The 25691-nt window shown below is 61.7% G+C and carries 22 protein-coding genes and 1 pseudogene; 13 read left to right on the top strand and 10 right to left on the bottom strand.

Features of this window, described 5'->3' with window-relative positions:
• Positions 1 to 8 precede the first annotated feature (8 nt).
• A complete protein-coding gene (locus AAEZ09_RS08315; protein WP_205892975.1) occupies positions 9 to 1385 on the bottom strand; it encodes an L-serine ammonia-lyase in 1377 nt (458 codons plus the stop codon).
• Between the two features lie 135 nt (positions 1386 to 1520).
• Between AAEZ09_RS08315 and AAEZ09_RS08310 the strand changes: the two genes are divergently transcribed.
• The 8 genes from AAEZ09_RS08310 (at position 1521) to AAEZ09_RS08275 (ending at position 9764) form a co-directional block, all read left to right on the top strand.
• Positions 1521 to 2468 carry a LysR substrate-binding domain-containing protein gene (locus AAEZ09_RS08310; RefSeq protein ID WP_350599002.1) on the top strand — a complete coding sequence of 316 codons (948 nt, stop codon included), beginning with the start codon at positions 1521 to 1523 and terminating at the stop codon, positions 2466 to 2468.
• A gap of 214 nt (positions 2469 to 2682) precedes the next feature.
• Positions 2683 to 3090, top strand: coding sequence for an HPF/RaiA family ribosome-associated protein (locus tag AAEZ09_RS08305; RefSeq protein ID WP_045061399.1), 408 nt, complete (start codon positions 2683 to 2685; stop codon positions 3088 to 3090).
• A 311-nt stretch (positions 3091 to 3401) separates the two neighbouring features.
• Positions 3402 to 3707 (top strand): DUF3649 domain-containing protein, encoded by a 306-nt coding sequence (locus tag AAEZ09_RS08300; protein WP_205892976.1) that lies wholly within the window; start codon positions 3402 to 3404, stop codon positions 3705 to 3707.
• Complete coding sequence (locus AAEZ09_RS08295; RefSeq protein WP_350599000.1) at positions 3704 to 5284, top strand: PepSY-associated TM helix domain-containing protein; 1581 nt, start codon at positions 3704 to 3706, stop codon at positions 5282 to 5284. Before AAEZ09_RS08300 ends, AAEZ09_RS08295 begins: the two co-directional genes overlap by 4 nt.
• Positions 5285 to 5611, top strand: coding sequence for a DUF3325 domain-containing protein (locus AAEZ09_RS08290; RefSeq protein WP_350598997.1), 327 nt, complete (start codon positions 5285 to 5287; stop codon positions 5609 to 5611).
• A 4-nt stretch (positions 5612 to 5615) separates the two neighbouring features.
• On the top strand, positions 5616 to 6182 hold the full coding sequence (locus tag AAEZ09_RS08285) for an RNA polymerase sigma factor (RefSeq protein ID WP_350598995.1): 567 nt from the start codon (positions 5616 to 5618) through the stop codon (positions 6180 to 6182).
• Complete coding sequence (locus tag AAEZ09_RS08280) at positions 6179 to 7168, top strand: FecR family protein (protein WP_350598993.1); 990 nt, start codon at positions 6179 to 6181, stop codon at positions 7166 to 7168. The genes AAEZ09_RS08285 and AAEZ09_RS08280 overlap by 4 nt, the downstream gene beginning before the upstream one ends.
• Positions 7169 to 7334: 166 nt before the next feature.
• Positions 7335 to 9764, top strand: coding sequence for a TonB-dependent siderophore receptor (locus tag AAEZ09_RS08275; RefSeq protein ID WP_205892981.1), 2430 nt, complete (start codon positions 7335 to 7337; stop codon positions 9762 to 9764).
• Between the two features lie 37 nt (positions 9765 to 9801).
• Here the strand turns inward: AAEZ09_RS08275 and AAEZ09_RS08270 are convergent.
• Positions 9802 to 10674: pseudogene (locus AAEZ09_RS08270) on the bottom strand (helix-turn-helix domain-containing protein); the annotation flags it as partial.
• A gap of 136 nt (positions 10675 to 10810) precedes the next feature.
• On the opposite strand from AAEZ09_RS08270, the gene AAEZ09_RS08265 reads away from it, so the two are divergent.
• Complete coding sequence (locus tag AAEZ09_RS08265) at positions 10811 to 11713, top strand: DMT family transporter (RefSeq protein WP_045061391.1); 903 nt, start codon at positions 10811 to 10813, stop codon at positions 11711 to 11713.
• A 73-nt stretch (positions 11714 to 11786) separates the two neighbouring features.
• On the opposite strand, the gene AAEZ09_RS08260 is transcribed toward AAEZ09_RS08265, so the two are convergent.
• Both AAEZ09_RS08260 and AAEZ09_RS08255 read right to left on the bottom strand, forming a co-directional pair.
• Entirely contained in the window at positions 11787 to 12761 is a 975-nt protein-coding gene (locus tag AAEZ09_RS08260) for a 2-hydroxyacid dehydrogenase (RefSeq protein ID WP_045061390.1), read from the bottom strand.
• 76 nt (positions 12762 to 12837) lie between these two features.
• Complete coding sequence (locus AAEZ09_RS08255) at positions 12838 to 13806, bottom strand: LysR family transcriptional regulator (RefSeq protein WP_045061389.1); 969 nt, start codon at positions 13804 to 13806, stop codon at positions 12838 to 12840.
• A gap of 259 nt (positions 13807 to 14065) precedes the next feature.
• On the opposite strand from AAEZ09_RS08255, the gene AAEZ09_RS08250 reads away from it, so the two are divergent.
• The 4 genes from AAEZ09_RS08250 (at position 14066) to AAEZ09_RS08235 (ending at position 19010) form a co-directional block, all read left to right on the top strand.
• Positions 14066 to 15577 (top strand): efflux transporter outer membrane subunit, encoded by a 1512-nt coding sequence (locus AAEZ09_RS08250; RefSeq protein ID WP_045061388.1) that lies wholly within the window; start codon positions 14066 to 14068, stop codon positions 15575 to 15577.
• 168 nt (positions 15578 to 15745) lie between these two features.
• Positions 15746 to 17938: an FUSC family protein gene (locus AAEZ09_RS08245; RefSeq protein ID WP_045061387.1), complete on the top strand. Its 2193-nt coding sequence runs from the start codon at positions 15746 to 15748 to the stop codon at positions 17936 to 17938.
• On the top strand, positions 17928 to 18128 hold the full coding sequence (locus AAEZ09_RS08240; RefSeq protein WP_045061386.1) for a DUF1656 domain-containing protein: 201 nt from the start codon (positions 17928 to 17930) through the stop codon (positions 18126 to 18128). The genes AAEZ09_RS08245 and AAEZ09_RS08240 overlap by 11 nt, the downstream gene beginning before the upstream one ends.
• A gap of 24 nt (positions 18129 to 18152) precedes the next feature.
• Entirely contained in the window at positions 18153 to 19010 is an 858-nt protein-coding gene (locus AAEZ09_RS08235; RefSeq protein WP_045061385.1) for an efflux RND transporter periplasmic adaptor subunit, read from the top strand.
• Between the two features lie 30 nt (positions 19011 to 19040).
• Here AAEZ09_RS08235 and AAEZ09_RS08230 read toward each other — a convergent pair whose 3' ends face one another.
• The 6 genes from AAEZ09_RS08230 to AAEZ09_RS08205 form a co-directional block, all read right to left on the bottom strand.
• Positions 19041 to 19865: an SDR family oxidoreductase gene (locus tag AAEZ09_RS08230; protein WP_045061384.1), complete on the bottom strand. Its 825-nt coding sequence runs from the start codon at positions 19863 to 19865 to the stop codon at positions 19041 to 19043.
• Between the two features lie 33 nt (positions 19866 to 19898).
• Positions 19899 to 20363 carry a multidrug transporter gene (locus tag AAEZ09_RS08225; RefSeq protein ID WP_045061383.1) on the bottom strand — a complete coding sequence of 155 codons (465 nt, stop codon included), beginning with the start codon at positions 20361 to 20363 and terminating at the stop codon, positions 19899 to 19901.
• 244 nt (positions 20364 to 20607) lie between these two features.
• Entirely contained in the window at positions 20608 to 22059 is a 1452-nt protein-coding gene (locus AAEZ09_RS08220) for a mannose-1-phosphate guanylyltransferase/mannose-6-phosphate isomerase (RefSeq protein ID WP_045061382.1), read from the bottom strand.
• Between the two features lie 146 nt (positions 22060 to 22205).
• On the bottom strand, positions 22206 to 22862 hold the full coding sequence (locus AAEZ09_RS08215; protein WP_045061381.1) for an alginate O-acetyltransferase AlgF: 657 nt from the start codon (positions 22860 to 22862) through the stop codon (positions 22206 to 22208).
• A gap of 17 nt (positions 22863 to 22879) precedes the next feature.
• Positions 22880 to 24055 (bottom strand): alginate O-acetyltransferase, encoded by a 1176-nt coding sequence (locus AAEZ09_RS08210; RefSeq protein WP_045061380.1) that lies wholly within the window; start codon positions 24053 to 24055, stop codon positions 22880 to 22882.
• An 11-nt stretch (positions 24056 to 24066) separates the two neighbouring features.
• Positions 24067 to 25632 (bottom strand): MBOAT family O-acyltransferase, encoded by a 1566-nt coding sequence (locus tag AAEZ09_RS08205; RefSeq protein ID WP_045061379.1) that lies wholly within the window; start codon positions 25630 to 25632, stop codon positions 24067 to 24069.
• Between the last annotated feature and the right edge of the window lie 59 nt (positions 25633 to 25691).

Raw genomic sequence — 25691 nt, 5'->3', positions numbered from 1 at the left:
AATGCTCCTCAGCACTCCACCCAGCTCACGGCCAGGCCGCCCCGTGAAGTCTCTTTGTATTTGTCGTGCATGTCGGCGCCGGTATCGCGCATGGTGCGGATGACCCGGTCGAGTGAAATGAAGTGTTTGCCATCACCGCGCAGCGCCATTTGCGTGGCATTGATCGCCTTGACGGCGGCGATCGCGTTGCGTTCGATGCAGGGCACCTGAACCAGTCCGCCCACCGGGTCGCAGGTCAGGCCAAGGTTGTGTTCCAGACCGATTTCGGCCGCGTTCTCCAGTTGCTCCGGCGTCGCGCCCAGCACGTCCGCCAAGCCGGCAGCCGCCATGGCGCAGGCAGATCCGACCTCTCCCTGACAGCCGACTTCGGCACCGGAGATGGACGCATTTTTCTTGCACAGAATGCCTACCGCGGCCGCGCCGAGAAAAAAGGCGACCACGTCGTCATCGGACGCGTCCGGATTGAATTTCATGTAGTAGTGCAGCACCGCCGGGATGATCCCCGCCGCGCCATTGGTCGGCGCCGTGACCATGCGCCCGCCGGCAGCGTTCTCTTCGTTGACGGCGAGGGCGAACAGGTTGACCCACTCCATGGCGGACAGCGTGGAAGTGATGACATTCGGCTTGCCGATTTCCAGCAGGGCACGGTGCAATTTCGCCGCCCGACGTGGCACGTTCAGGCCGCCCGGCAGGATGCCCTCGTGACGCAGGCCTTGCTCGACGCATTCGCGCATCACCGACCAGATATGCAGCAGGCCCTGGCGAATCTCGGCTTCGCTGCGCCAGGCCAGTTCGTTGGCCATCATCAGCTCGGAAACCCGCAGGCCGTTCTGGTTACACAGCTTGAGCAATTCGGCGGCGCTGGAGAAGTCGTAAGGCAATACGACGTCGCTGGACGGTGCGATGCCCGACTCGGCCTCGGCCGCCTCGATGATGAAACCGCCGCCTATCGAGTAATACGTCTGCTCGGCCAGTTCGCCGGTTTCGCCGAAGGCGGTCAGGGACATCGCGTTGGGGTGGTAAGGCAGGCTCTCGTCGAGCAGCAGCAGGTCGGTTTGCCAGTCGAAGGCTATGGTGGTTTTCCCGGCCAGCTTCAGCTCGCGGGTTTTCAACAGTGTGTTGATCCGGTCTTCGATGCAGTTCGGGTCGATGCTGTCTGGCCACTCGCCCATCAGCCCCATCACGCACGCGCGGTCGGTGGCATGGCCGACGCCGGTGGCCGACAGGGAGCCATAGAGGCGAATTTGCACACGACGAACGGCGTCGAGCAGATTCTGGTCCTGCAGGCTCTGGGCGAAGGTTGCCGCAGCGCGCATGGGACCGACGGTGTGGGAGCTGGACGGGCCGATGCCGACTTTGAAGAGATCAAATACACTGATAGCCATGCTAAAGCCTATACAAGCAATGGAAGAGAAATCGCTGCCATTTTTGTAGGACAAGCGCAATGTCGGCGATACTGCCCACCTCGGTCCTACGTGACCAACGAAATTTCCTACTCAAGCCTTTAGCAGGACTAAACGATGAGCCGTCAATTGCATGCCCAGACTTACGTCTGGCTGCACGTGTTTTCCTGTGCCGCGCGGCACCTGTCGTTTACCCGATGTGCCGAAGAGCTGCATATCACGCCGGGTGCAGTCAGCCAGCAGATTCGGCAACTGGAAGAGCGCCTCGGATTCCGGCTGTTTCATCGACGTGCCCGGGGCGTTGAATTGAGCGCAGAAGGCCAGCGATTGGCTATTACCGTGAACGAAGCGTACGGCAGCATTGATGCTGAATTGCGACGACTGGACGCCGGAATGATCAGCGCAATCCTGCGGGTGCGTTCGATTCCATCGTTCCTCAGTAAATGGCTGACGCCTCGGCTGCCGCGTTTGCAGCAGCGCTTTCCGGATATTCAGCTGCGGCTGGTGGCCGAGGACAGCAGCGTGCCGTTGCACGAAGGCGACTTCGACCTGGCGATCGACCTTAACGACGGCAGCTACCCAGGGTTGTTATCCACAACCCTGCTGGACGAGCAGATTTTCCCGGTCTGTGCCCCAGGCCTGTTGCGCGGCCGCCCGCCGCTGCACGGCCCGGCGGACCTGCTGCACTTTCCGTTGCTGCACGACATCACCGCCTGGCGCGGCAGCTATGAATACGCGGAATGGGAGTTTTACCTCAACGCCATCGGCTTTGAAGGCGCAGACGTGCGGCGCGGGCATACCTTCAACCGCAACCACCTGACCATCGAAGCGGCGATTGCCGGCATGGGCGTGGCGATCGCGCGGCGTACCTTGCTCAATGACGAACTGGAACGCGGCACCTTGATCGTGCCGTTTGGTCTGGCGGTGCCCAACCATAAACGCTACGTGCTGCTCTATGCGCCTGGGGCGCTGAGTCACCCGGGCGTGCGGGCGGTACATGACTGGCTGGTGGAAGAGGCGGGGGTCTTTCGAAGCCTGCACCCGCTGGGCGAGCGGCAGATGTGAACAGCCTGGGGGGCTGGAGCCTGGCTACCCAACTCCCGACCTTAACAGTGCTTTTGGCGGTTGTCCGGCTTTTTTTGCGAATAGATATTTATCTTTTTTTAGGGGTTGAAATGTTCTTCCGCCAGCCTGATTGTGTAAGTAAGAGGTCACGGTGATGACGCCCAAGGGCTAGCCTGAAGGCCTCTCGCGAGCTAGCTGAAATAAGGGATGAACTATGCAAATCCAAGTCAACAGTGATAACCATATTCAAAGCAGCATCCGACTGGAGGAGTGGGTACGTACTACCATTGAGAGCACGCTCGAACGCTATGAAGAGGACCTGACCCGTGTCGAGGTTCATCTGCGGGACGAGAACGGCGACAAGCCCGGTCCCCACGATATGCGCTGCCAGCTGGAAGCGCGGCCAAAAGGCCATCAACCGATTTCCGTAACCCACAAAGCCGACACCCTGGAGCAAGCCATCGATGGTGCGGCGGAAAAACTCGAACATGCGCTCGAGCACCTGTTCGGCAAACTGCGGGGCAAACCACGCGCCGCGATCGTGCCGTTCGAAAGGGTTCAGGCTGATGCACTGCTCGAAGACGAGTTTCTCGAGAACGAACAGGCTGCGCAAAACGGCTGACGCCTGATGTGATCTTTTTCCAGCCAACGACAAACGGGCCTGCATATGCAGGCCCGTTTTTATTTGGGTGGGGCGCGGACATTTCTGAGAGTGAGCTTGCTTCGGGGGCGGTCCGGGCGTTAGCGATAAGGTGAGGGATCTGTAATCCCGTGTCGTTCTCAGGTTTTTCGCGAGCAAGCTCGCTCCTACAGAAGCACACAGCAGACTCAAGTCTCATCGAACTCTTTTGCGTATGAGAATATTTATCATTATTATTGGCGCCTGCTTAGCCGCGTGATGATCGCGCAGCTCCATTGTTTCAAGGCCGAAACATGAAAGTCAAAACCAGAGCGCTCCCCGTTTCCTATCGACTGGCGGTCACTTCGCGGGTGCTTGCCGCCGTGGTGGGTGGCTATGTGGTCGCCGCATTGGCCAGTGTCAGCGTGACCCTTTGGCTGCCGATGCCGCGCGCCGAAGCGGTGGTGACCGGGATGATGATCTCGTTTCTGGTGTACCTGTGCGCCGTGCTGTGGTGCTTTGCCTGCCGCAGTGCGTGGCAGGCCTGGTACGGCTTGATTGTTCCAGCCCTGGTGCTGGCGGCAGTTTCCGGTGTGGCTTACTGGATGGGGCGAGCATGAAGGAAGGCTTTCGTCAGGCCATGGCCTGGGTCCATACGTGGACCGGGTTGCTCTTCGGCTGGCTGCTGTTCGCGATTTTCCTCACCGGCACACTCGCTTACTTCAACGACGAGATCAGTCACTGGATGCAGCCGGAGATTCCGGCGCGTTCGGTCTCGTCGCAACACAGCCTCGATCTTGCCCAGCACTACCTGCAGGAGCACGCACCGGGAGCTTCGCGCTGGCTGATCGACCTGCCGAGCGCTCGTCAACCGGCACTGACGGTGCGCTGGCAACAGTCGCCCGCCAAGCGCGGTGAGCGTGGCCAGTTCAGTGAAAAAAGCCTCGACCCCCAAACCGGCACAGAAGTGCAGGAGCGGGAGACCCGTGGCGGCGACTTCTTCTATCGCTTCCATTTCCAGCTGCAGATGCCCCATCCGTGGGGCCGCTGGTTGTCGACGATCGCGGCCATGGTGATGTTCGTCGGCTTGATCACCGGGATCATCACCCACAAGAAAATCTTCAAGGACTTCTTCACCTTCCGCCCGCGCAAGGGCCAGCGTTCGTGGCTGGATGGCCACAACGCCGTGGGTGTGCTGGTGCTGCCTTTTCACCTGATGATCAGCTATAGCAGCCTGGTGATTTTCATGGCGATGGTCATGCCGGCGAGCATTCTCGCTTCCTATAAAGGTGATGTGCGGGCGTTCTACGATGAGGTCTTTCCTGCCTCCAGCACGCCGGAACTCGCCGGTACCCCCGGTCAGTTGGCACCAATGGCGCCGCTGCTGGAGCGGGCGCGGGAGCAGTGGGCCGGAGGGCGTGTGGCGCGCTTGACGGTGAATAATCCGGGAGATGCCAATGCCTCGGTAGTGCTGGTGCGAGACGGTGCCGATCGGGTAGTGCACGATGTGAGCAGTGCCGTGACCTTCAATGGTGTGACCGGCCAACTGCTCAGTGCCACGCCTGAGCAACCGGCGGCGATGGCTGTCGCGGGGAGTTTCTACGGCTTGCATATGGGCCGTTTTGCCGGCCCGTTATTGCGTTGGCTGTACTTTATCTGCGGCCTGGCGAGCACGGCGGTGATTGGCACCGGGCTGGTGATCTGGCTAGGCAAGCGCCAACTCAAGCATGCAAAGAGTGGCGTGATGCCGTTCGAGTTGCGGCTGGTGGAAGTCCTGAACATTGCCAGCATGGCCGGGCTGACGGTCGCGGTGGCGGCGTTCTTCTGGGCCAACCGCCTGCTGCCAGTGCAAATGACTGGCCGAGCGGACTGGGAGATCAACAGCTTCTTTATCCTGTGGGGCTTGAGTGTGATTCATGCCGGGACCCGCCCCGGGCGCACCGCCTGGGTTGAGCAACTGATTCTGGCTGCGCTGCTGTTCTGCGGCATTCCACTGCTCAATGCGCTGACCACCTCGCATCACCTCGTAGCGTCCCTGACCCAAGGTGATTGGGCGATGGCCGGATTTGACCTGGCGTGCCTGGGTAGCGGCCTGTTCCTGGCCTGGGCCGCATGGAAAATGCGCCGCAGCGGCCGGGTTGCAACCACTACCCGCCAGCGTGTACCTGCCGTCACCCTCAAGCGAGAGGCGAACTGAATGCTGCTGGCCCTGTTGCTCTGCTACAGCGGTTTTACCGCGTTGTGTCTGTCGATGGACCGGCATCACGCCGAACTGCTTGGTCACAGGCCCACGGCGGGTCGCCGCAAGCTCCTGAAGCTGGCCGGCTGGTCACTGCTGGCTGTTTCGCCATGGGTGCTGGTGAGCCGGATCGGTTGGGGCCTGGGCCTGGTCGAATGGTTTGCAGTACTGATGCTCAGCGCCTTGTTGCTGGTGCTTTTGTTGCCGCACCGCCCCCGCCTGGTGCTGGCGCTCGCAGGCCTGAGTCTGCTCGCCAGCCCTGTTGCCGTACTCGCGCAGTCATGACTCGATGATCGGCCTCCCGCCCGAATCCGGCGAAGACGAACATCAAGGCGGGGGACGCGCGCATTTCCTGCAAGTGTTCCTGTCCCAGCGCTCGCAAATGGAGGCATTGGTAAGCCGGCGGGTGGGCTGTCGGGCGACGGCCGCCGATCTGGTGCAGGACTTGTTCCTGCGTTTCTGGCGGCGGCCATTGGTGCAGGTCGAGGAACTGAGTACCTACCTGCTGCGTTGTGCCGGCAACATTGCCATCGACCATTTGCGCAGCGAAGGCGCGCGGGTGCGCAGCAACGAGTGTTGGTTGCCGGAACAGCCGGACAGCCATGGCAGCGAGCCCGAGGCGGCGCTGGAAGCCGGCAATGATTTGCGCCACGTCGAGGCAGCGTTGCGCGCATTGCCCGAGCGCACGCGGCAGATTTTTCTGCTCAATCGCCTCCATGGGCGCAAATATGCGCAGATCGCCAAGGCCATGGGCCTGTCCCAGAGTGCCGTGGAAAAACATATGATGCGCGCCCTCGACGCCTGCAAGGCAAGCTTGCGGGACACCGAACCGCGCACGCCAGGGAAAGCACCGTGAACCACGCTGAACGTATCATTCCCACGCCGGCTCAGGAGCAGGCCGCCTACGCCTGGCTGAGCCTGTTGCATGACCATCCCAGCAGTGGCGACCAAGTGACCTTCAGTCACTGGCTGCAAGCCGATCCCGCCCACGCGGAGGCCTATGCCCAGGCCCAAGTGGTGTGGGAACTGAGCGAAGCACCGGCACGCACCCTGGCCGCCGAAGATGCGCTTGCCTTGCAGGGTTACCTCGATGCGATGAGTCGTTCCGGCCAGTACCCTGTGCGGCGCTGGGCCGGTGGCTTGGCAGTGGCGGCTTGTCTTTTGTTGATGGTCGGCATGGGCGCCGGGTGGCAGCCGATGCGCTGGCTGGATGACCTGGGGGCGGACTATGTGTCGGCTCCGGGGGAGATCCGCACGGTGACGCTGGCTGATCAGTCCCAGGTGACGCTCGATGCAGACAGCGCCATCGCGGTGGATTTCACTGGTGGTGAACGGCACGTGCATTTGCGTCGCGGCGCCGGTTTTTTCAGTGTCGTTCACACCGGCGAGCCTTTTGTCGTCGACGCCGAACAAGGCCAGGCGCGGGTATTGGGCACGCAGTTCGAGGTACGCCTGCAACCCGTTGGCGCTCAGGTGACGGTGCTGTCGGGGCGCGTCGGTGTCACGGCGCACAGGCAGGCTGCGCAGCAGATTGTCGGCGCGGGCCAGCAGCTGACTTACGGCGCCGGCGCAGCGCAGACACTCCATGGTGTGGACAGTGAAGCGCAACTGGCCTGGCGCCAGGGCTGGCTCAATTACTACAGGGCGCCACTGGCGGATGTGGTGAAAGACCTTGGACGCTATTACCCGGGGCGGATCCTGTTACTGAACGATGAACTGGCGGCACGCCGGGTCAGCGGCAGCTTCCCAAGCAAGGATCCGCAGGCGGTGTTGAGTTCATTGCAGGGGGTGTTGGGGTTTGAGCAGACCCAGGTGTTCGGGCATCTGATTATTTTGCGGTAGAGCAAGATCAAAAGATCGTCCGAAGGCTCGGGCCGCGTTCGGACGATCTTTTGATCTTCTAGAAATATTTCAAAAATCAAGGTGAGGTAAAACCCCGCGCCATCCGTGTAGTGACTGAAACTGCGAGTCATTCGCATCCGTTGCGGTTCTACACAGGTCATGAGCAATGAAGTCCAGGGCAAAATTGGTTTCGGTCAAACATTGGTTGGGTGCATCTGCACTGGGCTTGACGGCGTCGGCCTTGCTGCCGTCGGGCGTTGCCTTGGGCGCTGACGCCGGGGCAACCCAGCAACATTCCCAGTTCACTTTCGCCCTGCCCGCCAAACCGTTGCCCCAGGCCCTGGCCGACTTCAGCCGGATCACCGGCCTGAGCGTGGTCTACACCGACGAAGCGCCCTACGGTATCAGCGCCCCGGCGGTCAGCGGGCAGATGAGTGCCGAGCAGGCATTGCAGCGTTTGCTGGGCGGCTCGGGCTTCACCTTCCGTCGAACGGATGCTCATACCCTCGCGCTGGAGCCGCTGCCCACCCAGGGCGCTGTGAACCTCGGCGCGACGACCATCACCTCGGTGCTGGATCAATCCACCAGCTATCAGCCGCCGCCCACCAGTTCGGTGATGCGCTCGCAGGCGTTGCTCCAGGAAATCCCGCAGACCGTCAACGTGATCCCGGCCCAGGTCATCCGCGATCAGGCACCGCGCAATCTGGATGATGCACTCGCCAACGTCAGCGGCATCACCCAAGGCAACACGCTGGGTAGCACCCAGGACTCGGTGATGACCCGCGGCTTCGGCGATAACCGCAATGGCTCGATCATGCGCGATGGCATGCCGGTGATACAGGGCAGGGGCCTCAACGCCACGGTGGACCGGGTCGAAGTGCTCAAGGGCCCGTCTTCGCTGCTGTACGGGATTCAAGACCCCGGCGGTGTCGTCAACATGGTCAGCAAGAAGCCCGAGCTTGAGCAATACAACGCCCTGAACCTGCGCGGCTCGACCTACGGCAACGGCAAGAACGGCAGCGGCGGCGGCCTCGACAGCACCGGTGCCCTGGGTGATTCCGGGTTCGCGTACCGCATGGTGCTGGACCACGATGACGAGGATTACTGGCGCAATTACGGAGTGCAGCGCGAGACCCTGGTAGCGCCGTCGCTGGCATGGTTCGGTGACAACACCACGTTGTTGTTCGCCTATGAACACCGGGAATTTCTCACCCCGTTCGACCGCGGCACGGTCATCGATCCCCGGGACAATCATCCGCTGGACATCTCCCGCGGGCGTCGCCTGGACGAGCCGTTCAACGACATGGAAGGCCGGTCGGATCTCTATCATTTCGAGGCCGATCACCAGCTCAATGACAACTGGAGCGCGCACTTGGGCTACAGCTGGAACCGCGAGACCTACGACGCCAGCCAGGTCCGCGTCACGGCCATCAATACCACTAACGGCACGCTGACCCGCAGCATGGACGGCACGCACAACGCGATCAGCACCGATCGCTTCGCCACGGCCAGCGTGGAGGGGCGCGTCGATGTGGCAGGCATGCAGCATGACCTGGTGTTCGGGATCGACGACGAGTACCGCAAGATCTACCGCGCCGACCTGATCCGCCAGAAAAGCCTGGGCACCTTCAGCTACATCAATCCGGTGTACGGCCGCGAAGTGGAAGGCACCACAGTCAGCCCGGCGGACAGCGCACAGACCGACCTGCTGCGCAGCGATTCGATGTTCCTGCAGGACTCGATTCACTTGAACGAGCAGTGGATTCTGGTCGGTGGCGCGCGATTCCAGGCGTACGACCAGTACGCCGGCAAAGGCGTGCCGTTCCAGGCCAACACCGACAGCAACGGCCAGAAATGGGTGCCCCGCGCCGGCCTGGTGTACCGCTACACCGATGCCCTGTCGTTTTATGGCAGCTACACCGAATCGTTCAAGCCCAACTCGACCATTGCGCCGCTGAGCGGCAGCAGCACGGTGCTCGATGGCAGCATCGCCCCCGAAGAGGCCAAGTCATGGGAGGTCGGCGCCAAGCTGGATCTGCCAGGGCGCGTCACCGGCAACATCGCGTTGTTCGACATCAAGAAGCGCAATGTGCTGGTCGCCAATTCCGAAGGGCCGGTGACCCTCTACAGCGCTGCTGGCGAAGTACGATCCCGTGGCCTGGAAATGGATCTGAGCGGCCAGCTCAGTGACCGCTGGAGCATGATTGGCAGTTACGCGTACACCGACGCCGAGGTCACTGAAGACCCGACCTACAAGGGTAAGAAACTGCAGAATGTGGCGAAGAACAGCGGCTCGCTGTCGGCGGTGTATGACTTCGGCAATATAGTCGGAGGTGACCAGTTGCGGGTGGGCGCCGGCGCACGTTACGTCGGCGAGAGGGCGGGCAACGCGGTGAATGATTTTGACCTGCCCAGCTACACGGTGGCGGATGCGTTTGCCACCTATGACACCAAGGTCGAGGGGCAGACGGTCAAGTTCCAGCTCAACGTGAAGAACCTGTTTGATCGCACGTACTACACCTCGGCGGCGAGCCGGTTCTTCGTTTCGATGGGGGATTCGCGGCAGGTGACGCTGTCGAGTACGCTGGAGTTCTGACGAAGGCGGCAGCACAGGCGCCAACCCCCCAAGCCTGGCGTAAAAAAGCCTGCCGATAATCCCCAGGTGTTCCCCCCAACGCCTGGCGAAACCGGTTGGTGAAATGACTGGCACTGGAAAACCCGCACGCCAGTGCAATCTCCCCCAGGGGCTGTGCGCTTGTGCGCAACAGGTCCTGCGCCCGACGCAAGCGCCGCGCCAGCACATACTGGTGCGGCGGCAAGCCAAAGCTCTGGCGAAACATCCGCGCAAAGTGATACTCCGACAACGCGCACAATCCGGCCAGTTGCCCCAGGCTGATGGGCTCGGCCAGCTGACTGTCGATGAATTCGACCAGTTGCCGCCGCTGATGCGCCGCCAGTCCGCCCTTGAGCCGCAATCCTTCGCGCTTGCCCACCTGGCCAAGCAATACGTGACTGAGCATCTCGTGGGCCAGGCTGCTGGTTAGCAGGCGTTCGCCAGGCTCGTCCCAGTTGAGCGCGATCAACTGGCGAAAGCGCCGGACCTGGATCGGGTCGTCGAGAAAGGTGTGCTCGCGCAGGAGCAATTCGCGAGGTTCGCGGTCGAGCAGGGTGACGCAACCGAGGGCAAACTGCTCAGGGCTGAAATACACATGAGCCAGGCGGATATCGCCATTGATCACCCAGGCCGAGGGGTGTTCGGCAGGCAGGATGCACAGCTTGTCCGGGCCGCCCATGATGCCGGGCTGATCACGGCGAAAGGTGCCGGTACCGCCGCCGATGTAGCAGGACAAGGTGTGGTGACTGGGCGCTTCGTAATCCTGAGCGTCGTGATGATTGTTCCACAGGGCTGCCGCCATGCCGTCACCGAGTTCGGCGCTGTGCTCAAGGCGAGCATGGGCCGAACGGTTAAGGGCTTGAAAGACTTGCAGGGATTCCAGTGCGGGCATTATCGATTCTCCAACGCCTTGCATCCTACTCCGTAGCACGTGACCTGCCAGCCCGTGGCCGGACAAAAGCGCAAGTTTATGCAAGTGCGCCGAAACCCGACGCAGGACACTGAGCTCCTATTCAGGAGTTTTGACCATGAACCTTTCGTTGTATTTGCTGACCGTGCTGATCTGGGGCACCACCTGGATTGCCTTGAAATGGCAGTTGGGCGTGGTCGCTATCCCGGTGTCGATCGTCTATCGCTTCGGCCTCGCCGCGCTGGTGCTGTTCGTGATGTTGCTGCTCACCCGACGCCTGCAGGTGATGAATCGCCGCGGCCATCTGATTTGCCTGGCGCAGGGTCTGTGCCTGTTCTGCGTCAACTTCATGTGTTTCCTCACCGCCAGCCAGTGGATCCCCAGCGGTCTGGTGGCGGTGGTGTTTTCCACGGCCACCTTGTGGAACGCCTTGAATGCCCGGGTGTTCTTCGGTCAGAAAATCGCTCGTAACGTCTTGATGGGGGGTGCTTTGGGCCTGATGGGGCTCGGTTTACTGTTCTGGCCAGAGCTTGCGGGCCACACCGCCTCCCCGGAAACCCTGCTGGGCCTGGGGTTGGCGCTATGCGGCACGCTGTGTTTTTCTGCCGGCAACATGTTGTCGAGCCTGCAGCAGAAAGCTGGCCTCAAGCCACTGACGACCAATGCCTGGGGCATGGCTTATGGCGCAGCAATGTTGTCGGCCTGGTGCCTGGTCAGGGGCATCCCGTTCGACATGGAGTGGAATGGCCGTTACATCGGCTCATTGCTCTATCTGGTGATTCCAGGTTCGGTGATTGGCTTCACCGCCTACCTGACATTGGTCGGCCGCATGGGGCCGGAACGAGCCGCTTACTGCACCGTATTGTTCCCGGTGGTTGCACTGAATGTTTCGGCATTTGCCGAAGGTTATCAGTGGACCGCTCCGGCACTCGTCGGGCTGGTTTTGGTCATGCTGGGCAACGTGCTGGTGTTCCGTAAGCCTCGCGCGACGACCAGACCCATGGCCGGCAAATTGGCATAAGCAGCAGGGCCTTCACGAGTCTTTCACTGCTGTCAGATACATGGCACGCCGGTGAAGGCGTGCCAGGTCACAATCAGCCTTTCCAGGTCTGCGGATTGACCAGGTCTTGTGGGCGTTCGCCCTGCAGGGCGCTGCGCAGGTTAATAATGGCGCGATTGGCCATCGCTTCACGGGTTTCATGGGTGGCCGAGCCGATATGCGGCAGGGTGACGGCGTTCTTCAACTGGAACAACGGCGACTCGCTCAGCGGCTCTTTCTCGTAGACGTCCAGGCCCGCGCCACGAATGCGGTTGTTCTGCAGCGCTTCAATCAGTGCCGGTTCATCCACCACGGGCCCGCGCGAGATGTTCACCAGGATTGCGCCCGGCTTCATCAGTCCCAGTTCACGATGGCTGATCAGGTGTTTGGTCTTCTCGCTGAGCGGCACCACCAGGCAGACGAAATCGGCTTCGGCCAGCAACTGGTCGAGGCTGCGAAATTGCGCGCCGAGTTCCTGTTCCAGGTCGCTCTTGCGGCTGTTGCCGCTGTAGATAATTGGCATGTTGAATCCCAGGCGGCCGCGCCGAGCGATCGCGGCGCCGATATTGCCCATGCCGACGATGCCCAGGGTCTTGCCATGCACATCGCTGCCGAACAGCGCCGCGCCGACGCTGGCCTGCCATTGGCCGGCCTTGGTCCAGGCATCCAGTTCAGCTACCCGGCGGGCGCTGCTCATGATCAGGGCGAACGCCAGGTCCGCCGTGCTCTCGGTCAGGACGTCAGGGGTATTGGTGAGCATGATGCCGCGCTCGTTGAAATACGCCACATCGTAGTTGTCGTAGCCCACCGAGACGCTGGACACCACCTGCAGCTTGGCTGCGGTCTCCAGCTGCGCACGCCCGAGCTTGCGTCCGACACCAATCAAGCCATGGGCGTGGGGCAGGGCCTCATTGAATTGGGCGTTGATATCGCCGTTTTTCGGGTTGGGCACGATGACGTCGAAATCCTGCTTCAGGTCTTCGATCATCTGTGGCGTGATGCGGCTAAAGGCGAGTACGGTCTTTTTCATGGGTGGAGGGCTCGTCGGGCGGTGAGAATGCCAAGCACGCTAACATTCTTTTCCGGTGCCGGGCGAGCCTGGGCAGTCAATTCGCCAGCCGGACACCGGCCAGGCTGCCGCTCAATTCATAAGCCGCCAATTCCGCCTGATGCGCCGCCAATATTTCCGGCAATGACCCACGCAGGTACTCGACCCAGGTCTTGATTTTCGCGTCCAGATATTGCCGCGAAGGATAGATCGCATACAGGTTCAGTTCCTGTGAGCGGTAATTGGGCATTACCCGCACCAGCGTGCCGTTGCGCAGGCCTTCAATGGCCGCGTAAACCGGCAGAACGCCCACGCCCATGCCGCTGGTGATTGCCGTTTTCATGGCGTCCGCTGAATTCACCAGGAACGGCGAGGTATTGATGGTGACCATTTCCTGGCCCTCCGGGCCATCGAACGTCCATTTCTCAAGCGGTATCACCGGGCTCACCAGGCGCAGGCAGGCGTGGTTCAGCAGGTCGCTGGGTTTGTGCGCACAGCCATTGGCTTTCACATAGGCCGGCGAGGCGCAGACGATGCTGTAGGTGATGCCCAGTCGTTGCGAGACGAAGCCGGAGTCTGGCAATTCGCTGGCCAGCACGATGGACACGTCGTAGCCCTCGTCGAGCAGGTCTGGCACGCGGTTGGCCAGGGTCAGGTCGAAGGTCACGTCGGGGTGGGTTTTGCGGTAGCGGGCGATGGCGTCGATCACGAAGTGCTGACCGATACCGGTCATGGTGTGCACCTTGAGCTGGCCGGCAGGGCGGGCGTGCGCGTCGCTGGCTTCGGCCTCGGCTGCTTCGACGTAGGCAAGGATCTGTTTGCAGCGCAGCAGGTAGCGCTTACCGGCCTCGGTGAGCGCGATGCGGCGGGTGGTGCGGTTGAGCAGTCGGGTTTGCAGGTGGGCCTCCAGGTTGGAGACCGCGCGCGAGACGTTGGCCGTCGTGGTGTCGAGTTGCACGGCGGCGGCGGTGAAGCTGCCAGCCTCGGCCACGTAACTGAAGGCGCGCATGTTTTGCAAAGTGTCCATGGGGTGCTCTCTGGGCGAATGACAAATTGTGACACAACGTTTCAGAGTCCGAGACCCCGACCAAGGGATTATCGCGTTAACGGTAACAAAGATTCACAAGAATCCCAGCTTATCGCCAACAAAACCCGCCCCTAGAATTGCGCCCACCCTGGTAGGAGCTGCCGCAGGCTGCGATCTTTTGATCTTAAGATTCAAGATCAAAAGATCGCAGCCTGCGGCAGCTCCTAAGGGGATCTCCCTTATTTCAGGAATATCCGCAGTGCCGCGTCGCATCAGCAGAGCGCTTCAGACGTTCAGTGTTTTCGCCCTTTCCCTGGTCATCAGCGGCTGCATCGGCACCGCAGGCATCGCCCCGCAGGGCGAGGCACTGCAGGCCAATGCCCTGGCCACCGACGAAGCTATCCAACACGCTGCAAAGGACGCCAACTGGCCTGTCGCTCAATGGTGGCAGGCCTACCGCGACCCTCAGTTGAATCACTGGATCGACCTGGCCCTGCAGGGCAGCCCGACTCTGGCCATCGCAGCCGCACGGGTACGCCAGGCCAGGGCCATGGCGGGTATCGCCGAATCCGCCGAGTCACTGCAGATCAACGCCGAGTCGACCCTCAAGCGCCACAACTGGCCTTCCGATCAGTTTTACGGGCCGGGCGAACTGGCCGATACCACGACCTGGGACAACAACGCCGCGCTGGGCTTCAGCTACGCCCTCGACCTCTGGGGCCGCGAGCGCAATGCCAGCGAGCGCGCCGTGGACCTGGCGCACATGAGCGCCGCCGAGGCCAGGCAGGCTCAGCTCGAATTGCAGAACAACGTCGTGCGCGCCTATATCGAATTGTCGCTGCATTACGCCCAGCGCGACATCGTGGCCGCGACGCTGCAGCAGCAACAGCAGATTCTTGAACTGGCGCAAAAGCGCCTGGACGCCGGCATCGGTACGCACTTTGAAGTCAGCCAGGCCGAAACCCCGCTGCCCGAAACCCATCGCCAACTCGACGCGCTGGACGAGGAGATCGCCCTCAGCCGCAATCAGCTGGCGGCATTGGCAGGTTTTGGGCCTGGTAACGGGGCGCAATTGCAGCGGCCGACCTTGTCCTTGGGGGCGGCGTTGAAGCTGCCATCGGCGCTGCCGGCGCAGTTGCTTGGGCAACGGCCGGACGTGGTTGCCAGTCGCTGGCAAGTGGCGGCGCAGGCGCGGGGCATCGATGTCGCGCATGCGGGTTTCTACCCCAACGTCGATCTGGTCGGCAGCCTCGGTTACATGGCCACTGGCGGTGGGGCACTGGAGTTCCTGACCGGCAAGAAACTCAACTACAGCGTCGGTCCGGCGCTCTCGTTGCCGATCTTCGACGGCGGTCGGTTGCGGGCGCAGTTGGGTGAAGCATCGGCCGGCTATGACATCGCCGTGGCCCGCTACAACCAGACCCTGGTCAACGCCCTGAAGAACATCTCGGACCAGTTGATCCGCCGCGAGTCCATGGACAAGCAGCAGACGTTCGCCGCCGAGTCCGTGGCCGCCGCGCAGAAGACCTACGACATCGCCATGATCGCCTACCAGCGCGGTCTCACCGATTACCTCAATGTGCTCAATGCCCAGACGTTGCTGTTCAAACAGCAGCAAGTGCAGCAGCAGGTCCAGGCCGCGCGCCTGAGTGCCCACGCAGAGCTGGTGACAGCACTGGGCGGCGGGTTAGGGGCGGGCGCGGATGTGCCGCAAGACAGCCAGACCCAGGCGCCGAAAACCCCGGCCCTGCTCAGGAGCCTCTCCCATTGATCACCACACCTGCGGCAGACCCTGTGGGAGTGAGCCTGCTCGCGATGAGGGCGCATCAGTCAATGAGTGTGTTGCCTGACAAAGCGCCATCGCGAGCAGGCTCGCGCCCACAGGTTCCAAGTCGCCTGCAGGGCTTGCGTCCGACAAAATTTCATTGAGCAGGACACCATGACACCCTTGCCCGCACCGCTGCGCTGGCTGTACTCCCTCGAATGGCGCCGGGGCTTTTTTGACTGGGCGCGCAGCGATGGCGTGACCTGGGTCTACATCTTTAAAGTGCTGTTCGCCGCCTTCCTGACCCTGTGGCTGGCAATGCGCCTGGAACTGCCGCAGCCGCGTACGGCGATGATTACCGTGTTCATCGTCATGCAGCCGCAAAGTGGTCAGGTGTTCGCCAAGAGCTTCTACCGCTTCCTCGGTACGCTGACGGGTTCGGCGGTAATGGTGGCGCTGATTGCCTTGTTCGGGCAGAACACCGAACTGTTCCTGGGTTCGCTGGCGATCTGGGTCGGCATCTGTTCGGCGGGGGCGGCGCGTTACCGCAATTTTCGCGCGTACGGGTTTGTGCTGGCCGGCTACACCGCCGCGATGGTCGGCCTGCCGGCGCTGGCCCATCCGGACGGCGCCTTCATGGCGGCCGTCTGGCGGGTGCTGGAAATCTCCCTGGGGATTCTCTGCGCCACCCTGGTCAGCGCCGCGATCTTGCCGCAAACCGCCAGTGCGGCAATGCGCAATGCCCTGTATCAACGCTTTGGCGTGTTTGCCCTGTTCGTCACCGATGGCTTGCGCGGCCGCAGCCAGCGGGACGCGTTTGAAGCCAGCAACGTGCGGTTTATTGCTGAAGCTGTCGGCCTGGAAGGCCTGCGCAGTGTCACCGTATTCGAGGACCCGCACATGCGCCGGCGCAATGGCCGCCTCAATCGCCTGAACAGCGAGTTCATGGGCATCACCACCCGATTTAATGCCCTGCATCAGTTGCTGGAACGGCTGCGCAGCAGTGGCACCGATCACGTGGTGGCGGCCATCACCCCGGGCCTGCAGGACCTGGCCGAACTGCTCGACAACTTCAGCGGTCGCGCCCTGACCAGCCCCGATGCCGCACGCCTGGCGTTGGCTTTGGCGACCTACAAGGAGCATTTGCCAGCCCGGGTGCGCAGCTTGCGGGCAACATTCCAGGAGAGTGAACCGAGCGATTCCGAGCAGCTGGATTTTCATACCGCGTACGAGTTGCTGTATCGCTTCGTCGACGACCTGCACGGGTACGCCCAGACACACGCCTCGCTGGCCGAGCACCGCCATGCGCGGGAGCAGTGGGACGAGCCGTTCACCCCGCAGACCAACTGGCTGGCGGCGGCCGCATCAGGCATTCGCGCGGCGTTTGTGCTGGTGGTGCTGGGCAGTTACTGGGTGGCCACGGCCTGGCCGAGCGGGGCGACCATGACCCTGATTGCCGCCGCGACCATTGGCCTGTCCGCTGCCACTGCGAACCCCAAGCGCATGGCGTTTCAAATGGCCTGCGGGACCCTCCTCGGCGCGCTGATCGGTTTCATCGAGATGTTTTTCATCTTCCCCTGGATCGACGGTTTCCCGTTGCTGTGCGTGATGCTCGCGCCAGTAATCGTGCTGGGCTCGTTCCTGTCGTCGCGGCCGCAATATGCCGGTGTGGGCCTGGGCCTGCTGATCTTCTTCAGCACTGGATCTGTCCCCGATAACCTCACGGTCTACAACCCCTACACTTTCATCAACGACTACATCGCCATGGTGTTGGGCATGCTGGTGTGCGCGGCCGCCGGGGCGATCATTTTACCGCCCAACAGCCGCTGGCTGTGGCGCCGGCTGGAGCAGGACCTGCGCGGCCAGGTGGTGTTCGCCATCAGCGGCAAGCTCAAGGGCCTGGCCTCCAGTTTCGAAAGCCGCACCCGCGACCTGCTGCACCAGGCCTACGGGCTCGCGGCGGGTCAGCCTCAGGTGCAACGAGACTTGTTGCGCTGGATGTTCGTGGTGCTGGAAGTCGGCCACGCGATCATCGAGTTGCGCAAGGAGCAGGCGATCCTGCCGGTGCATCCGGCCTATGCCGAGTCCCAGCCGTGGCGCCAGGCGATTCGCGTGATGGGTCGCTCCCTGGTGCGCCTGTTCCTGCAGCCGAGCCAGAGCAATCTGGAGCGCGGCCTGATCGCCGTCGACCACGCCATCAGTCGCGTACAGGCCACCGACGAACCTTTCGCGCCGCACTTTGATACCTCGGCGCTACGTCGGGTCAAGAGCTACCTGCACTTCATCCGCACCTCGCTGCTGGACCCGCAATCGCCATTGGCCGCGTATGCCGCCACCCGGCCCCAAGGACTTGATCATGCCTCGTGAAATTGCCTTCCACGGCGTGTACATGCCGACCATGACGCTGATGTTCTTCCTCGCCGTCGCGTTGGCCTGGGCCCTGGACCGGTTCCTGTCCGGGTTCGACCTCTACCGTTTTTTCTGGCACCCGGCGTTGCTGCGCCTGAGCCTGTTTACCTGTCTGTTTGGCGCCTTGGCGCTGACTGTCTACCACTGACTCTCTGCCTTAGAGAATGCCTTGATGAAAAAGCTTTTCAGCCTGCTCGCCACGTTGCTGGTGCTGGCGCTTGCAATATGGATCGGCCGGACCCTGTGGGTGCATTACATGGACACACCCTGGACGCGCGATGGCCGGGTGCGCGCGGACATCATCAACGTTGCCGCCGATGTCACCGGGGAAGTGGTGGATGTGCCGGTGCGCGACAACCAGTTGGTTCGCAAAGGCGATCTGTTGATGCAGATCGATCCCGAGCACTACCGCATCGCGGTCAAACAGGCCCAGGCGCTGGTGGCCTCACGCAAGTCGACCTGGGAAATGCGCAAGGTCAACGCCCATCGTCGCGCCGACATGGACGCGCTGGTGATCTCCAAAGAGAACCGCGACGACGCCAGCAACATCGCCGACTCGGCCCTGGCTGATTACCAGCACGCCCAGGCGCAACTGGAAGCGGCGCAACTGAATCTCAAGCGCACCGAAGTACGTGCTGCAGTCGACGGTTATGTCACCAATCTCAACGTGCATCGTGGCGACTATGCGCGCATCGGCGAAGCAAAAATGGCCGTGGTGGATATGAACTCGTTCTGGGTCTACGGCTTCTTCGAAGAAACCAAGCTGCCCCACGTAAGGGTGGGCGACAAGGCGGACATGCAGTTGATGAGCGGCGAAGTGCTCAAGGGACATGTCGAGAGTATTTCCCGCGGCATCTACGATCGGGACAACCCGCAGAGCCGCGAGCTGATCGCCGATGTGAACCCGACCTTCAACTGGGTACGTCTGGCCCAGCGGGTGCCGGTACGGATTCACATCGACGAGGTACCGGAGGGGGTGCTGTTGGCGGCGGGGATTACCTGTACGGTGATCGTCAACAACGGACTCTGAAACGCTACGTATTGCTGGGTCGACTCGGTATCAGAGCTGCCCACGCAACCCGAACCGCTTCATCAACCCCGACTCCAGCAATCCCTTGGGCAACAACCCCGCCAGCAACGGCAACGCCCGGCTGCCATTGCCCAACCGCAGCAGTCGCGGTGGTTTGTTTTGTTGCACAGCCTTGAGCAGCCCCGCCGCAAATTCAGTGGCCGGGGTCGGGTTGTCTTGCGAGGCCTTGGCCCGCGCACGAATGCCTTCACGCAGCGGCCACCACGGTGATTGCTCGGTGATCAATTGTTCGGCTTCATGGCCGGCATTCTTCGCGAAGCTGGACTCGATTGCGCCCGGCTGAACTTCCATGACGCGGATACCAAACGGCGCCAGTTCCATGCGCAGCGCATCGCTCAAGGCATGTACCGCGGCCTTCGACGCACAGTAGGCGCCGGCGAATGGTGTCACCAGCACCCCGGATACGCTGCCGATATTCACCACCAGGCCTTTGGTGCGACGCAGCACCGGAAACATTGCGCGGGTGACACCGACAATCGCGAACACATTGGTTTCGAACTGGCGCTGCATCGCCGCCACACCGCCATCGAGCAGCGGCCCCATGGCGCCATACCCGGCGTTGTTGATCAGCACATCGAGGCCGCCGCGCTCCTGGTTGATCCGTGCACTCAATACCTCCAGCGCCGCAGCGTCGTTGACGTCCAGCTGCACGGCGGTAAAGCCGGCAGCGCTCAACGCGGCCACGTCTTCGGGTTTGCGGGCACTGGCCCAGACTTCGTAACCGGCCGCCTTGAAGGCGTCGGCCAGGGCGCGGCCAATGCCGCTGGAACAACCGGTAATCAACGCAATCGGCATGACGCAGTCCTTGTGCAGGAGAAAGTGGAGAGGTCAGTCGGAGAAACTGCCTTGCAGACGCTCGGCGCGAAACTCGAGGGTTTCCGGGCGATAACCGGGACGCAACGGCGGCATGGGCAAACAGTCTTCCCAGTTGCCACCGGCCTGCAATTCGCCAGGGCCACGGTAGCGCGGTGCGGTGTATTGGTTGTCGGCGAGGTTGACCGTGTCGCCCGGCGCATAGGCGCCGACACGCCAGCGCAGTTCGGTCAGCGGCACGTCGTTGGCGTTGTTCATGGTCAGGTGCAACGGCCGGTCTGCGGGGCAGCTCTGTGGTGCATAGCTGATACGTAGCTCCAGGCGTTCGAGTTGCTTGAGCTCGCGATGATCCATCCAGATGACCCAGGTGGCCACGAGGCCCAGCCCAACGGCGGCCGCCAGGGACACCGGCAAGGCTTTGGCGGGGTAGCGCAGGAGCAGGACCAGCCAGGTAATGACCAGCAGGACGCCGATAAACATGACGCGAAACCTCAGGGTTAGAGGACGTCATCCTACCTAAGCGCAGGGGAGGTTGGCGATGGGCAGTGCCAAAGTCAAAAGATCGCAGCCTTCGGCAGCTCCTACATGGCGGCGCGCACCCTGTAGGAGCTGCCGAAGGCTGCGATCTTTTGATCTTGATGGATTACAAAAAAGCCCCCGACCAACCCGCTGCGGATGGGGATTCGCAGCGGTCTGGGCGGGGGCTTCCTGTTTTGCTGAACGCTTACTGCGCGATGGTTTTCACCGACACGCCACGCTCGATCGGGGTGGAGCGACCGTAGATATCTTCAAACCGCTCGATATCGTCTTCGCCCAGGTAGCTGCCCGATTGCACTTCGATGATCTCGAGTGGAATCTTGCCCGGGTTGCGCAAGCGGTGAACCGAAGCGATCGGAATGTAGGTCGACTGGTTCTCGCACAGCAGGAACACGTTGTCGTCGCAGGTCACTTCCGCCGTGCCGCTGACCACGATCCAGTGTTCGGCGCGGTGGTGGTGCATCTGCAGTGACAGGCACGCGCCCGGCTTGACCGAGATGTGCTTGACCTGGAAGCGTCCACCCATGTCGACCGAGTCGTAGGAACCCCACGGGCGATAGACCTCGCAGTGGTTCTGCGTTTCGCTGCGACCCTGCTCGTTGAGGGTATTGACCATCTGTTTCACGCCCTGGACCGAGTCCTTGTGCGCGATCATCATGGCGTCCTTGGTTTCGACCACCACGATGTTTTCCAGGCCGATCACCGACACCAGTTTGCCGTTGCCGTGGATCATGCAGTTCTTGCTGTCCTGGATCACCACGTCGCCTTTGGTGACGTTGCCGTTGGCGTCCTTCTCGTTGACCTCCCACAGCGACGACCAGCAGCCGACGTCGCTCCAGCCGGCCGTGAGTGGCACGACGCAGGCGCGTTGGGTTTTTTCCATCACCGAGTAATCGATGGAATTGTCCGGGCAGCAGGCGAAGGTGGCTTCGTCGAAGGTGATGGTGTCCGCGTCCTGTTCGCTGCGCTCAAGGGTCAGCAGGCAGGTGTCGTAGATGTCCGGATCGTGCTTCTTCAGCTCTTCGAGGAAACGGCTGGCGCGGAACAGGAACATGCCGCTGTTCCAGAAATAACCGCCGGACTGGACAAACTCGGTGGCGCGTTTCACGTCCGGTTTCTCGACGAATTGCGAGACGCGGCTGACGCCTTCGGGCAGCAGCGAATCATTGGTCGACTTGATGTAGCCGTAGCCGGTTTCCGGTTTGGTGGCCGGCACGCCGAACAGCACCATTTCGCCGTTTTCCGCAGCGACTGTCGCCAGGGCGAGGGCTCGCTGCAGGGCTTTCTGGTCTTCGAGCACGTGGTCGGCCGGCAGCACCAGCATCAACTCATCGCGACCCTCGTTGATCAGCATCATCGCGGTCAAGGCTACCGCAGGCGCGGTGTTGCGACCGAACGGCTCCATGAGGATGCGCTGGGTCTCCAGCTTGCGGGCACTGAGCTGTTCGTTGACGATGAAGCGGTGGTCCTTGTTGCAGACCACGATCGGGGTGTCCATGCCATCGAACACCAGGCGTTCCAGGGTTTGCTGGAACAGCGTGTGCTCGCCGGTCAGGGCGAGGAACTGCTTGGGGAATTGCTTACGCGAAAGCGGCCAAAGACGTGAGCCGCTACCACCTGACAAGATCACCGGAATCATGTTGTTACTCCTTGAAAATCGTTTGGTTAGAGCTACGAACGCTGTGTCGTTTCACTCTTGTTTTTGTTCCGTGTCAGAAGGTCGACGCAGCTCCTACAGGGGCCCGTTTCAAGGCCCCGGTGGGTGTCAGCCTTCCGAAAAAATGATTAGCGCGTCGAAACCGGGCGTTTTACCCAGACTGGCGACAGGCTGCTGCCTTTGCCGGTGACGTACAGCACGGCGGCTTCACCGCGTTCCAGGGCAACCGGTTTCACGTCGCCGACTTTGGTGGCGCCGTCGTACAGGGCCAGGCTGACTTTGACCGGGTTGATTTCACGCTCGCCACGGCCCTTGGCCGCCACGGACGGCACAACTTCAGTCTTGCCGTCAGCCGTTTTCAGGGTCAGGGCCTTGTCGCTCAGGTTTTGCACGCGTACCAGGGATTTCTGCTTGTTCTTGAACGGCGGTTCTTCGATCAGTTGCGGCGCGCCGCTGGCGTTGTTGACCAGGGTGTAATAGTGGTCACCGGCCAGTTTTACCGGCAGCGACTGGCTGCCGACCTTGGCGCTGTAGTCGCCGCCCGGCATGAAGCTGAAGTCAGTGCTGGACAGCGGCGCGACTTCGGCCAGGTTGGTGCTGCCGACGGTGGCGCTGACTTCAGCATTACCTGCGTTGTAGACACGCACGAAGCTCGAGCCTTTCGGTGCGGTCGGGCCGTAGAGCGCGGAGTCGCCACCGGCGAATGCGTTCATCGACAGGACGCTGAAGGTCGCGGCCAGTGCAAAGGTCTTGGCGAGACGACGAGGAGTTGTAGTGAAAGTCATGGTAGTACCTCTCTCTTTCAGTTTTGCGCCCGGTCGGGCGTCTCGGATTTAGTGTTTGCGGCTACGTTTTGTTGGCGGGCGCCGGCTTGTTTAAGCTCTGCGACCCACTGCGGGTCGGCGTCACCGATTTCGTTGTTCACAGGCAGATAACGTTCAGGAAACTCCCAGATCAGCACCTGTGGCGGGCTGTTCTTGAAAGCGTCGCTTTTGAGGTAGGTGAGCATCGGCAGAATCGGGCCATGGCCGTCTTCGGCGTAATTGACCACGTCGCTGTTGAGCGCCTGTTTCAGCGCGCCGACGAAGTTCCAGTTCGGGTTGGCGCTGTAGCTGGTGCCAATCAACGCCACGGGAACTTCGGTGTTGGCGAACAGGGCGTCATCACCGGCTGGCTGCTCGCCAGTGGCGACCGTGTTGCGCTTCTGCAACGGCTCTTGTGCCGGCATCAGGTTTTCGAACAGCGGGTCCAGCGGCAGGAACAGGCGCAGGTCGCCTTTGTGGGTGACTTTCTCCCCTGGCTGGGTGACGAAGTGTTGCGGTTCGCCGCTCAGCGGGAACTTGGCGGTAATGGTTTTGGCCAGGGTTTCGGCAGCCACTTGCGCGCCTTCCGGCGTCCAGTGAGTGTCGGTGCGCAGGAACACTTGCTCACCCCTGAGCTTGGCCTGGTTGAACGGGCCGAGCAGGTCCGGGGCGAGGATCTTGTTGGCTGCCACGCGGGCGTGGAAGTCCTGGTACAGGTTGCCGTGAATGCTCGAGGGCTTCACGTCACCCAGGTGCTCCGGATACAGGCGCGCCTTGGCCGGCACGATCGCCATCACCAGTTTCACGCCTTTGTCTTTCAAGGTCTGGCGTACGCCTTCGACCAGCGCGTAGTTGCCTTGCAGGTTCAACTCTTCGTTGACGATCGGGTTGAACTCTTCATCGCTGTACAGCCATTGATCGCGACCGAGCACCACGCCCGGACGACCTTCGTTGAACAGTTTGAAGTCCAGCGCAGCCCACAGGTTGGTGCCCAGGCGCTTGATCGGGAACTCTTCGTCGTAGTGCGTCTCGACCGCTTTGGCCCAGCGCCCGTTGAGTACCGTGGTTTCGGCGTTGGTGCTGAAGCCCAGGAAGCTGCGCGTGGACCACAGCCCCAGGACCACCAGGATCACCATGAACAGGGCGATGTAGAACAGACGTAATGAGCGGGTCATGGTCAGATCCCTCAGAACTGGAAGTAAAGGAACGGCGAGAAGCTTTGCGCCGACAGTTTGAAAATCGAGGCAATGAACAGCAGCAGTACCAGGGTGCGCATCACGTAACGCGACCAGTCAGCGGTCCAGTAGGCCGGTTGCACGGTGGCTTCAACGCCAACGGTGTAGCCGGGTTCGTGGATGCTGGCCGGGTTGTCGCCCGGTACGGCCTTGATCATTCCAGGGGTGGCAGTCGCCGGGCCTTCGGCCGTAGCGTCCACCGCAGGTTTGGACTTTTCAGGCGGCAGGTTGCTGTAGAAATCACGAATGCCGAAGAACGCCAGGGTGGCGTAGGCCACGAACAGGGTCGCCACTTGCAGGCCGGTGAGGCTGGCCTGGTTGAGTTCCGACAGCGACCACTCGCCGAAGCTGAACATCGCACCGTACATGCGACCGGCGACGTGCAGGTTTTCCGAGCGGAAGATGACCCAGCCCATGACCACCAGCAGGAACGTCAGGGCCCAGCGGATCGGGTTGATGCTGCGTGGCGAGGTATTCAGACCCAGGGCCTTTTCGATCGCCAGCCACATGCCGTGCCATGCACCCCAGATGATGTAGGTGATGTTCGCACCGTGCCACAGACCACCGAGCAGCATGGTCAGGAACAGGTTGCGATAGGTCGTCAGCGTGCCTTTGCGGTTACCGCCCAGGGTGATGTACAGGTAGTCACGCAGCCAGGTGGACAGGCTGATGTGCCAGCGCCGCCAGAACTCGGTGATCGACTGGCTGATGTACGGCTGCTTGAAGTTTTCCATGAAGCGGAAACCCATCATCAAGCCCAGGCCGATGGCCATGTCGCTGTAGCCGGAGAAGTCGAAATACAGTTGCGCGGTGTAGGCCAGGGCGCCGAGCCAGGCGTCGCCGGTTGTCGGGTTCTGCAAGGCAAAGCAGTGGTCGGCGACCACTGCCAGGGTGTCGGCGATGAAGACTTTCTTGATGAAACCCTGCATGAACCGCGTGCAGCCCTCGGAAAACTTGTCGAGGGTGTGGGTGCGGTTGTTGAACTGATCGGCGAGGTCGCGAAAACGCAGGACCGGGCCGGCAATCAGGTGCGGGAAGATCGCCACGAAAGCGGCAAAGTCGATCAGGTTGCGTGTCGCCGGGGTATCACCGCGATAGACGTCGATGATGTAGCTGATGGACTCGAAGATGTAGAACGAGATACCGATCGGCAGCAGCACGTGGGTCAGGATGAAGGGCGACAGGCCGACCGAGGTCATCATCGCATTGATGCTGTCGACGCCAAAGTTGGCGTACTTGAAGTAGCCCAGAATGCACAGGTCGACAGCCACGCCGAGCAGCAGCCAGCGCTGTGCCGGTTTGGTACGCACGCCGGCGGCGCCGACTTTGAGGCCGATCCAGTAGTTCCACAGCGTGACGGCTGCGAACAGTGCAAGGAAGTCCACGCGCCACCAGGCATAGAACACGTAACTGGCGAGCAGCAGCAGCAGGTTGCGATAGCGTATTCCGCTCAGATAGTACATGCCGAGAAAGATCGGCAAGAACAGAAACAGGAACACATTGGATGAAAATACCATCCCGATCTCTCCGTGTTTAACCAACATTCAAGGGCCAACGGCCCCCCCAAACCCCCCAC

This window comes from Pseudomonas sp. 65/3-MNA-CIBAN-0223 (genome assembly GCF_040310425.1).
Taxonomy (GTDB): domain Bacteria; phylum Pseudomonadota; class Gammaproteobacteria; order Pseudomonadales; family Pseudomonadaceae; genus Aquipseudomonas; species Aquipseudomonas gregormendelii.
The sequence above is the reverse complement of the archived record's forward strand: the minus strand, read 5'-3'. Positions and strand labels throughout refer to the sequence as shown.

What these genes read in the sequence shown, in the direction of transcription:
- AAEZ09_RS08245 (WP_045061387.1), top strand. Translation starts at nt 15,746, where the DNA reads ATGACACCCTTGCCCGCACCGCTGCGCTGGCTGTACTCCCTCGAATGG.
- AAEZ09_RS08215 (WP_045061381.1), bottom strand. Translation starts at nt 22,862, where the DNA reads ATGACTTTCACTACAACTCCTCGTCGTCTCGCCAAGACCTTTGCACTG.
- AAEZ09_RS08260 (WP_045061390.1), bottom strand. Translation starts at nt 12,761, where the DNA reads ATGAAAAAGACCGTACTCGCCTTTAGCCGCATCACGCCACAGATGATC.
- AAEZ09_RS08275 (WP_205892981.1), top strand. Translation starts at nt 7,335, where the DNA reads ATGAAGTCCAGGGCAAAATTGGTTTCGGTCAAACATTGGTTGGGTGCA.
- AAEZ09_RS08230 (WP_045061384.1), bottom strand. Translation starts at nt 19,865, where the DNA reads ATGCCGATTGCGTTGATTACCGGTTGTTCCAGCGGCATTGGCCGCGCC.
- AAEZ09_RS08220 (WP_045061382.1), bottom strand. Translation starts at nt 22,059, where the DNA reads ATGATTCCGGTGATCTTGTCAGGTGGTAGCGGCTCACGTCTTTGGCCG.
- AAEZ09_RS08225 (WP_045061383.1), bottom strand. Translation starts at nt 20,363, where the DNA reads ATGTTTATCGGCGTCCTGCTGGTCATTACCTGGCTGGTCCTGCTCCTG.
- AAEZ09_RS08315 (WP_205892975.1), bottom strand. Translation starts at nt 1,385, where the DNA reads ATGGCTATCAGTGTATTTGATCTCTTCAAAGTCGGCATCGGCCCGTCC.
- AAEZ09_RS08305 (WP_045061399.1), top strand. Translation starts at nt 2,683, where the DNA reads ATGCAAATCCAAGTCAACAGTGATAACCATATTCAAAGCAGCATCCGA.
- AAEZ09_RS08285 (WP_350598995.1), top strand. Translation starts at nt 5,616, where the DNA reads ATGATCGGCCTCCCGCCCGAATCCGGCGAAGACGAACATCAAGGCGGG.
- AAEZ09_RS08210 (WP_045061380.1), bottom strand. Translation starts at nt 24,055, where the DNA reads ATGACCCGCTCATTACGTCTGTTCTACATCGCCCTGTTCATGGTGATC.
- AAEZ09_RS08255 (WP_045061389.1), bottom strand. Translation starts at nt 13,806, where the DNA reads ATGGACACTTTGCAAAACATGCGCGCCTTCAGTTACGTGGCCGAGGCT.
- AAEZ09_RS08235 (WP_045061385.1), top strand. Translation starts at nt 18,153, where the DNA reads ATGAAAAAGCTTTTCAGCCTGCTCGCCACGTTGCTGGTGCTGGCGCTT.
- AAEZ09_RS08205 (WP_045061379.1), bottom strand. Translation starts at nt 25,632, where the DNA reads ATGGTATTTTCATCCAATGTGTTCCTGTTTCTGTTCTTGCCGATCTTT.
- AAEZ09_RS08240 (WP_045061386.1), top strand. Translation starts at nt 17,928, where the DNA reads ATGCCTCGTGAAATTGCCTTCCACGGCGTGTACATGCCGACCATGACG.
- AAEZ09_RS08265 (WP_045061391.1), top strand. Translation starts at nt 10,811, where the DNA reads ATGAACCTTTCGTTGTATTTGCTGACCGTGCTGATCTGGGGCACCACC.
- AAEZ09_RS08310 (WP_350599002.1), top strand. Translation starts at nt 1,521, where the DNA reads ATGAGCCGTCAATTGCATGCCCAGACTTACGTCTGGCTGCACGTGTTT.
- AAEZ09_RS08295 (WP_350599000.1), top strand. Translation starts at nt 3,704, where the DNA reads ATGAAGGAAGGCTTTCGTCAGGCCATGGCCTGGGTCCATACGTGGACC.
- AAEZ09_RS08300 (WP_205892976.1), top strand. Translation starts at nt 3,402, where the DNA reads ATGAAAGTCAAAACCAGAGCGCTCCCCGTTTCCTATCGACTGGCGGTC.
- AAEZ09_RS08290 (WP_350598997.1), top strand. Translation starts at nt 5,285, where the DNA reads ATGCTGCTGGCCCTGTTGCTCTGCTACAGCGGTTTTACCGCGTTGTGT.